Source organism: Anaeromyxobacter sp. SG17 (assembly GCF_022690695.1).
In the GTDB taxonomy this organism is placed as follows: Bacteria; Myxococcota; Myxococcia; order Myxococcales; family Anaeromyxobacteraceae; genus Anaeromyxobacter; species Anaeromyxobacter soli.
In genome coordinates this window covers 1-7,268 of record NZ_JALCYX010000124.1, presented here as the reverse complement: position 1 = coordinate 7,268, position 7,268 = coordinate 1, and the positions used below count along the sequence as shown (strand labels likewise).

10 protein-coding genes are annotated in these 7,268 nt (G+C 74.0%); all 10 read right to left on the bottom strand.

Features of this window, described 5'->3' with window-relative positions:
* Positions 1–90: 90 nt before the first annotated feature.
* Positions 91–753, bottom strand: coding sequence for a GTP cyclohydrolase I (gene folE / locus MNY60_RS22910; protein ID WP_242340031.1), 663 nt, complete (start codon positions 751–753; stop codon positions 91–93).
* Positions 743–1,132, bottom strand: coding sequence for a 6-carboxytetrahydropterin synthase QueD (gene queD, locus MNY60_RS22905; RefSeq protein WP_242340032.1), 390 nt, complete (start codon positions 1,130–1,132; stop codon positions 743–745). Before queD ends, folE begins: the two co-directional genes overlap by 11 nt.
* 7 nt (positions 1,133–1,139) lie before the next feature.
* Complete coding sequence (nirD, locus tag MNY60_RS22900; RefSeq protein WP_242356935.1) at positions 1,140–1,433, bottom strand: nitrite reductase small subunit NirD; 294 nt, start codon at positions 1,431–1,433, stop codon at positions 1,140–1,142.
* A gap of 104 nt (positions 1,434–1,537) precedes the next feature.
* The gene (locus MNY60_RS22895) at positions 1,538–1,765 is read right to left on the bottom strand and encodes a hypothetical protein (RefSeq protein WP_242340034.1); all 228 of its coding nucleotides are present in this window, start codon (positions 1,763–1,765) and stop codon (positions 1,538–1,540) included.
* Positions 1,766–2,019: 254 nt separating this feature from the next.
* The gene (locus MNY60_RS22890; RefSeq protein WP_242340035.1) at positions 2,020–2,322 is read right to left on the bottom strand and encodes an integration host factor subunit alpha; all 303 of its coding nucleotides are present in this window, start codon (positions 2,320–2,322) and stop codon (positions 2,020–2,022) included.
* Positions 2,323–2,404: 82 nt separating this feature from the next.
* Positions 2,405–2,863, bottom strand: coding sequence for a hypothetical protein (locus tag MNY60_RS22885; protein WP_242340036.1), 459 nt, complete (start codon positions 2,861–2,863; stop codon positions 2,405–2,407).
* A gap of 3 nt (positions 2,864–2,866) precedes the next feature.
* Positions 2,867–5,344, bottom strand: coding sequence for a phenylalanine--tRNA ligase subunit beta (gene pheT, locus MNY60_RS22880; protein ID WP_242356933.1), 2,478 nt, complete (start codon positions 5,342–5,344; stop codon positions 2,867–2,869).
* 9 nt (positions 5,345–5,353) lie between these two features.
* Complete coding sequence (gene pheS, locus MNY60_RS22875) at positions 5,354–6,469, bottom strand: phenylalanine--tRNA ligase subunit alpha (protein ID WP_242356931.1); 1,116 nt, start codon at positions 6,467–6,469, stop codon at positions 5,354–5,356.
* Positions 6,470–6,479: 10 nt separating this feature from the next.
* Positions 6,480–6,824, bottom strand: a complete 345-nt coding sequence (gene rplT, locus MNY60_RS22870; RefSeq protein ID WP_242340038.1) for a 50S ribosomal protein L20 — start codon at positions 6,822–6,824, stop codon at positions 6,480–6,482.
* A gap of 100 nt (positions 6,825–6,924) precedes the next feature.
* Positions 6,925–7,128 carry a 50S ribosomal protein L35 gene (gene rpmI / locus MNY60_RS22865; RefSeq protein WP_242340039.1) on the bottom strand — a complete coding sequence of 68 codons (204 nt, stop codon included), beginning with the start codon at positions 7,126–7,128 and terminating at the stop codon, positions 6,925–6,927.
* Positions 7,129–7,268 lie beyond the last annotated feature (140 nt).

Here is a 7,268-nt window from a genome sequence, read left to right as displayed (position 1 = left end):
CCGTGACGGCGACCCCGCGGGCCGTGAGCGCCCGCGCGATCGCCGCGCCGATGCCCCGCCCGCCGCCCGTGACGATGGCGGTCCTCGCGGTCACCGCCTCGCCCTCCGCGCCCCGCGGGCCGGCGCACCGGCGCGCCCGGCGAGCGCGAGGAAGCGCCGCCGCGCCGCGCCGTCCCGCGCGAGCGCCCCCACCCAGGCGTCCGCGTGCGCGCGCGCGCCGCCGCGCTTCTCGCCGCGCACGGTCATGCAGAGCTGCTCCGCGTCGAGCAGGCACGCCGCGCCGCGCGCCCCGAGGTGCGTGACGAGCGCGTCCGCGATCGCGCGAGAGAGCTCCTCCTGCAGCAGGAGCCGGTGGGCGAGGGTGTCGACGAGCCGGACGAGCTGACCGAACCCCACCACCCTGCCGCCGGGCAGGTAGGCGACGTGGGCGACCCCCCTCGACGGCAGGAGGTGGTGCGGGCAGACCGAGTGGAACGCGATGCCCGTCACGGCGACGAGATCGCGGCTGGACGACGGGATCGCCTCGGCGAGCAGCTCGGCCGGATCGCGCCGGTAGCCGTCGACGAGGTCCTCGAGCCAGGCCTGCGCCACGCGCCGGGGCGTGCCCTGGAGATCCTCGGACGCGCGGGTCTCGGCGGGCAGCCCGAGCGCGTCGAGGAACCGCTCGACGGCCTCCGCGGCCGCGGCCGGATCCGGCGGCGCGGCGCCGCCGGTGGCGCGGGACCGCGCCGGCCGGACTGGCCTAACGGCCACGCGGCCCCCGGTAGGTGACGCACGAGTCCGGGATCTCGTAGAGCCGCACCTCGGCGAGCCCCGGCAGGTGCGGCTCGAGCGCCTCCCAGATCCACCGCGCGATGTTCTCCGCGGTGGGGTTCTCGAGCACGTCGTTCAGCGTTCGGTGGTCGACGCGCGCGAGTACCTGCTCCTGCACGACGCGCTTCACCTCGCCGAAGTCGGCGATCATCCCGGTGCGGGGATCGACCTCGCCCTCGAGCGCGACGAAGAACCGGTAGTTGTGCCCGTGCATCCGGAAGCACGGGCCCTCGTAGCGAGGGAGGCGGTGCGCCGCGGCGAAGTAGAACTCCACGTCGAGCCGCATGCGGCGGGCGTCGGGGTAGTCGATCGCTGCCATGGCCCTCTTATAGCTCCACCACGACGTCCTCGCCCTCGACGCGCACGTCGAACGACTGGACGCACACGTCCGGGAACTCGGAGCACTCGCCCGTCTCGAGCGCGAAGGGCCACGCGTGCAGCGGGCAGAAGACCGTGTCGCCCTTCACGTCTCCGGACGCGAGCGCCGCGCCGCGATGCGGGCAGACGTTGTCGAGCGCGTAGACGCGCTCGCCCTGGCGGAAGATCGCGAGCTCGCGGCCGCCCACCTCGACGACCCGCCCACGCCCGTCCTCGATGTCCTGGAGCCTTCCGACCTTCACGCGCACGACCTCACCGTAGCCGGGAGGTCCGACGCGCGGACGTCCGCCGGGTCGCGCCGCGAGGCGCGCGCCTCGCCGCCGGGACGTCGGCGGCGACGGGCGAATCAGCCTGCGCTCGCGGCGACCTGCGCGGGGACGCAGTCGATCGAGCAGTACAGCCGCCCACCCGCCGCGTGTCCGCGCCCGAGCATCTTGGCGCCGCACGCGGAGCACGCGGGCGCGGCCTGCACGACCGCGCAGCCGAACGAGCAGAAGGTCGTCTCCCGGCCGCGATACCTGAGTCCCACCGGATACGGCCCGACGGCGCCTCCGCAGCATGCACAACGGTCCATGGTCGCCTCCCTCGCGCTGCCCTAGGCGGCGCTCGCCAGGAGGGAAGCTAGCTTCCGGGTGCCCGCCGCGGGAGCGCCCCGACGTGGGCACGTCCGGGCCCGGCGCGAGCGAAGGACCGGGTGCATCGGAACACGGTGAGCCCTCGCGCCGGGAACGACACCCCGCACGGCGCGGACGAACGCACGCGCGGGAGGCGCGCGCTGGAGCGCGGCAGCCGAGCTTCGGCGCGAAGACGAGGCGAGATTTCCGGACGCTAGGCGACCGGCGGAGGAGGCATGTCGCTCAGGTTGAGCGCGTTCTTCAGCACCTGGCTCGGCCGGAAGGTGAGCACTCGCCGGGCGCTGATCTCGATCTCCTCGCCCGTCTGCGGGTTCCGGCCGACGCGCGACTTCTTCTCGCGGACGATGAAGTTCCCGAAGCCGCTGATCTTGATCTTCTCGCCGCGCTCGAGCGTCTCCTTGATGGTGTCAAAGACCATCTCGACGACCTCGGCGGCCTCCTTCTTGGAGAAGCCCACCTTCTCGTAGACGCTCTCGATGATATCGGCCTTGGTCACGTCGCGCTCCCGCTCCCGGGTCGGCTAAGTGTCGAATTCGTTAGCTGATTTCAGAAACGGTGTCAAACCCGCACGCGCACCTTCAGCGCTGACCCGCCCCGCCCGGTGCCGCTCCCTCGCCGCTCCCCTCGGGAGCGGGTGAACCCGGCCGCGCCGGAGCCGCGCTTTCGCGCTTTTCCAGCGTCTGGAGCTCGCGCTGTGCCCCTTCCCGGGGCGCACGGGTACGTTCGGCGGCCGCGTCGAGCTGGGCCTCGACACCCTCCCCGGGCGGGACTGTCACGATGCTCTCGCTGGGTCCGCGTCGCCCCAGGCCGGCCGTCCGGGCGAGCACGATCCCGCTCACGCTCGCCGCGGCGAGCGAAAGGCAGAGCGCCGTGGCCGCCGCGGGTCGGCTCGAGCCCTCGACGAGCGCGCGCACGGCGATGACGGCGGCCGCGAGGCCGACGATCACGCCGAACGGGGCCGAGAGCGGATTCCACGACGACAGCGCCGCCGCGACGGCGAAGCCGAGCGCAGCGAGCGGCAGCCGGCGGGTGGCCACGCCCTACCCCCGGAGCTCCGCGCCGAGCCCGCCGCGCAGGCGCGCGACGATGCGCGCGTGGGCGGCGTCCGCCTCGGTGTCGGTGAGCGTCCGATCCGGGGCGCGGTAGCGGATGGCGAGCGCGAGGTTCTTCTTGCCTGCCGGGATGGGGGGACCGCGATACACGTCGAACAGCGTCGCGTCCTCGACGAGCGGCTCCTCGCGGACCGCGGCGAGCACCGCGCCCGCCTCGACGCCCTCGGCCACCACGACCGCGAGGTCGCGCAGGACCGCGGGGAAGCGGGGGATCCCGGCGTAGCGCGGCACGAGCCGCGCGCCCCGCACGAGCGCGGCGCCGGAGAGCCGGAACGCGAGCACGCCGCGCGGCAGCTCGAACGCCTCGGCGACGCGCGGGTGGAGCTCGCCGACCTCGCCGAGCGGCGCATCGTCGGCGCCGAGCACCTCGGCGGAGAGCCGCGGGTGGAGCCACGCTCCGCCGCGCGCCCGCCAGCGCGCGTCGATGCCGAGCGCCTCGAGCACGGCCGCGACGGCGGCCTTCGCGTCGTGGAAGTCGACGGGGTCCGATCCGCCCGCCCACCCGGTCGGGCTCCGGCGGCCGACGAGCACGCCTGCGAGCTCCCCCTCCTCGGCGGCCGGCGCTGGCGCGCCCGCCGGGGCGGGGCGATACACGCGGGCGATCTCGTAGAGCCGCACGTCCTCGACGCGCTGGCGACGGTTGGTGGAGGCGTTGCGGAGGAGCGACGGCACGAGGCTCGTCCGCATCACCGCCAGGTCGGCGCTGATCGGGTTCTTGAGCGCGATGGGCCGGAGCGCGGTCGCCGCGGGATCCGCGAAGGGCGCGAGGTCGCGCTCCGCCACGAAGCTGAAGTTCACCGCCTCGGCGAAGCCCGCCGCCTCGAGCGCCTCCCGGGCGCGCGCGGTCACCTGCGCGTCCGCCGGCTCGACCGGCGTGCGGACCGCGTTGGCGGGCAGCGTCTCGGGGATGGCGTCGTAGCCCTTCGTGCGGACGATCTCCTCGACGAGATCCTCCTCGAGCGACACGTCGACGCGCCAGCTCGGCACCCCTAACGTGGCCCCGTCCTCGTCGCTCGCGCGCTCCTCGAACCCGAGGCCGGCGAGGATGCGGCGCACCTCGTCGCGCGCCACGTCGATGCCGAGCAGCTCGGCGGGCCTGCGCCAGCGGAGGCGCACCGCCGGCGCCTGGTGCGGGCGCGGGTGGGCGTCGACGATCCCGGGCCGCACGGTCCCGCCGGCGAGCTCCGCGATGAGCGCCGCGCAGCGATCGAGCGCCGGGATCACCATCCCCGGATCGGCGCCCCGCTCGAACCGGTAGGAGGCCTCGGTCTTGAGGCCGTGCCGCCGCGAGGTGCGGCGGATCCCGCTCGGCGCGAACCAGGCGGACTCGACGAGCACGCGGGTCGTGCCCTCGGAGATCTCCGAGTCGCCGCCGCCCATCACGCCCGCGAGCGCGCTGCCGCGGTCGCGATCGGCGATGAGGAGATCGTCGGGCTCGAGCACCCGCTCCTTCCCGTCGAGCGTGACGATCTTCTCGCCGGGCCGGGCGGTGCGGACGACGATCTCGTGGCCGGCCACCTTGTCGAGGTCGAACGCGTGGAGCGGGTGGCCGAGCTCGAGCAGCGCGAAGTTGGTCGCGTCGACCACGTTCGAGATCGAGCGGACCCCGCACGCCTCGAGCCTGCGCGCGAGCCACTGCGGCGACGGGCCGATCTTCACGCCCTCGACCACGCGCGCGGCGTAGCGGGCGCACTTCTCCGGCGCCTCGATCCGGACCTTCACCGCCTCGGCCGCCGGCGCGCCCGCCTCGCGCAGCGCGGGGCGGGGGAGCCGCACCTCCTGGCCCAGGATCGCCGCGACCTCGCGGGCGAGGCCGACGTGCGAGAGCGCGTCCGGCCGGTTCGGCGTGACGTTCACCTCGAGGAGCACGTCCTCGAGCCCGAGCGCGTCCGCGATCGGCGTGCCCGGCGCGAGGCCACGGTCGAGGATGAGGAGCCCGCTCGCGTCCTCGGAGAGCCCGAGCTCGCGGGCCGAGCAGAGCATCCCGAACGACTCGACGCCGCGGAGCTTCGCCTTCTCGATCCGGGTCCCGCCCGGCAGCGTCGTGCCGACGGTGGCGAGCGGGACGACGTCGCCGACCTGGTAGTTCTTCGCGCCGCAGACGATCTGGAGCGGCTCGCCCTGGCCCGCGTCGATCTTCGTGACGGAGAGCTTCTCGGCGTTCGGGTGCTTCTCGGAGGCGAGGATCCGCGCCGCGACCACCCCGGCGAGCCCCTGGCCGACCCGCTCGACGGCCTCGACCTCGAAGCCCACGGCGGTCAGCCGGCGCGCCACCTCGTCCGCGGCGGCCAGCACGGGCGCGGCCGACCGTGGCTGCGCCGGAGCGAGCGGGGCGCCCTGTTGCGCCCCCCCGGCGAGGCTGCCGAGGTCCACGTACTCCGAGAGCCACTTGAGAGAGATCCGCATGCCGAGGGCTCAGAACTGCTCGAGAAAGCGCAGGTCGTTCTCGAAGTAGAGGCGCAGGTCGTCGATGCCGTAGCGGAGCATCGCCATCCGCTCGACGCCCATCCCGAACGCGAAGCCGCTGTAGCGCTTCGGGTCGAAGCCGCCGTTCTCGAGGACCTTCGGGTGGACCATGCCGGCGCCGAGCACCTCGAGCCAGCCGGTCTCCTTGCACGTCCCGCAGCGCCGCGTCTGGGCAGGCTCACCCGCCTGCCCCTGCGCTCGCACCGGGATCCGACCGGTGCCGCCGCAGATGGAGCAGGAGACGTCGACCTCGGCGCCGGGCTCGACGAACGGGAAGTAGCTCGGCCGGAACCGGGTTCGGGTGCCCTCGCCGAAGTACGCGCGCGCGAACGCGGCGAGCGTGCCCTTCAGATCGGCGAAGGTGATCCCCTCGCCGACGCAGAGCCCCTCGACCTGGTGGAACATGGGCGAGTGGGTCTGGTCGTAGTCGGAGCGGTACACGCGCCCCGGGCAGATGATCCGCACCGGCGGGACGCCGAGGCGCTGCATGGCCCGGATCTGCACCGGGGAGGTGTGCGTCCGGAGCAGCACGCTGCCGTCGGGCGCACCGTCACCGAGCGTGGACGCCTCCACGTAGAAGGTGTCCTGCATGTCCCGCGCGGGGTGATCCGGCGGGATGTTCAGCGCCTCGAAGTTGAACCAGTCGAGCTCGATCTCCGGCCCGCTCGCGACCTCGTAGCCGAGGCGCGCGAAGATGGCCGAGATGTCCTCGGTCGCGCGGGTGATCGGGTGACGGTGGCCGCGCGGCAGGACCCGCCGGCCCGGGAGCGTCACGTCGATGGGGGGCCCGGCGAGCTCGGCCTCGAGCTTCCGGGCGTCGAGCCGGGACTTCGCGCCGGCGAGGAGCGCCTCGACCTCGTCCCGGACGCGGTTCGCGACCTCGCCGACCCGCGGCCGCTCCTCGGCGGGGAGCGCGCCCATGCCGCGGAGGACCGCGGAGAGCTCGCCCTTCTTGCCGAGGAAGCGGACGCGGAGATCCTCGAGCGCCTTCTCGTCGGCTGCGGAGCCGACGGCCTCTCGGGCGCCCTTCGCGAGCGCCTCGAGCTGTCCGAGGAGGTCGGCCAAGGCCCCTCCCCTATGCCCGGGCGGACTTGACGACGGCCGCGAAGTCGCCGGGCAGCGCGAGCGCGAGATCCGCGAGGATCTTGCGGTCGATGGCGATGCCCGCCTTCTTGAGCCCCGCGACGAGCCGCGAGTACGTCGTGCCGTTCTGGCGGGCGGCGGCGTTGATGCGGACGATCCAGAGCGCGCGGAAGTCGCGGCGCTTCTGGCGGCGGTCGCGCGTGGCGTAGTCGAGCGCGCGCTCGACGGCCTGGTTCGCGCGGCGGTAGCAGTTCTTGCGGCGGCCGCGGAAGCCCTTCGCCAGCTTCAGGACGCGGTTACGACGACGGCGAGCCTTGAATCCCTTCTTGACGCGCATCTTCCTTCTCCTGCCGGCGGGAGGCGCCGCGGTCCGTCACTCCTCGTGACGCCCCGTGCACTCTTGTGGACCCCGCTTGGGCGTTACGGCTCCCGGCGCCCTAGCGGGCGTACGGGAAGCACTCCTTGATCTTCTTCTCGTCCATCGGGGACAGGTGGTCCGTGCCCCGGAGATGGACCTTCTGCTTCTTCGTCTTCCCGAACGTCGCGAGGTGGCGGACGCCGGCGCGGCGGAACTTCACCTTGCCGCTCTTCTTCGGGATGAAGCGCTTCTTCGCGCCGCTCTTCGTCTTCAGCTTGGGCATTTCCTTCGTTCCTTCGTGCATCGTGCCCGGCGACGGACCTTTCCGGTCTCGCGCCGCGCACGGAGATCGGTTCGGCCTACCGCGGGCCGTCCGGGTTCGGCGCCGGCGCCGCCGCCGGGGGCGGCGCGGGCTGAGGGGCG

Bases quoted from the DNA above. Each gene is read 5' to 3' on its own strand.
- MNY60_RS22895 (WP_242340034.1), bottom strand. From the start codon at position 1,765: ATGGACCGTTGTGCATGCTGCGGAGGCGCCGTCGGGCCGTATCCGGTG.
- queD (WP_242340032.1), bottom strand. From the start codon at position 1,132: ATGGCAGCGATCGACTACCCCGACGCCCGCCGCATGCGGCTCGACGTG.
- rpmI (WP_242340039.1), bottom strand. From the start codon at position 7,128: ATGCCCAAGCTGAAGACGAAGAGCGGCGCGAAGAAGCGCTTCATCCCG.
- pheT (WP_242356933.1), bottom strand. From the start codon at position 5,344: ATGCGGATCTCTCTCAAGTGGCTCTCGGAGTACGTGGACCTCGGCAGC.
- rplT (WP_242340038.1), bottom strand. From the start codon at position 6,824: ATGCGCGTCAAGAAGGGATTCAAGGCTCGCCGTCGTCGTAACCGCGTC.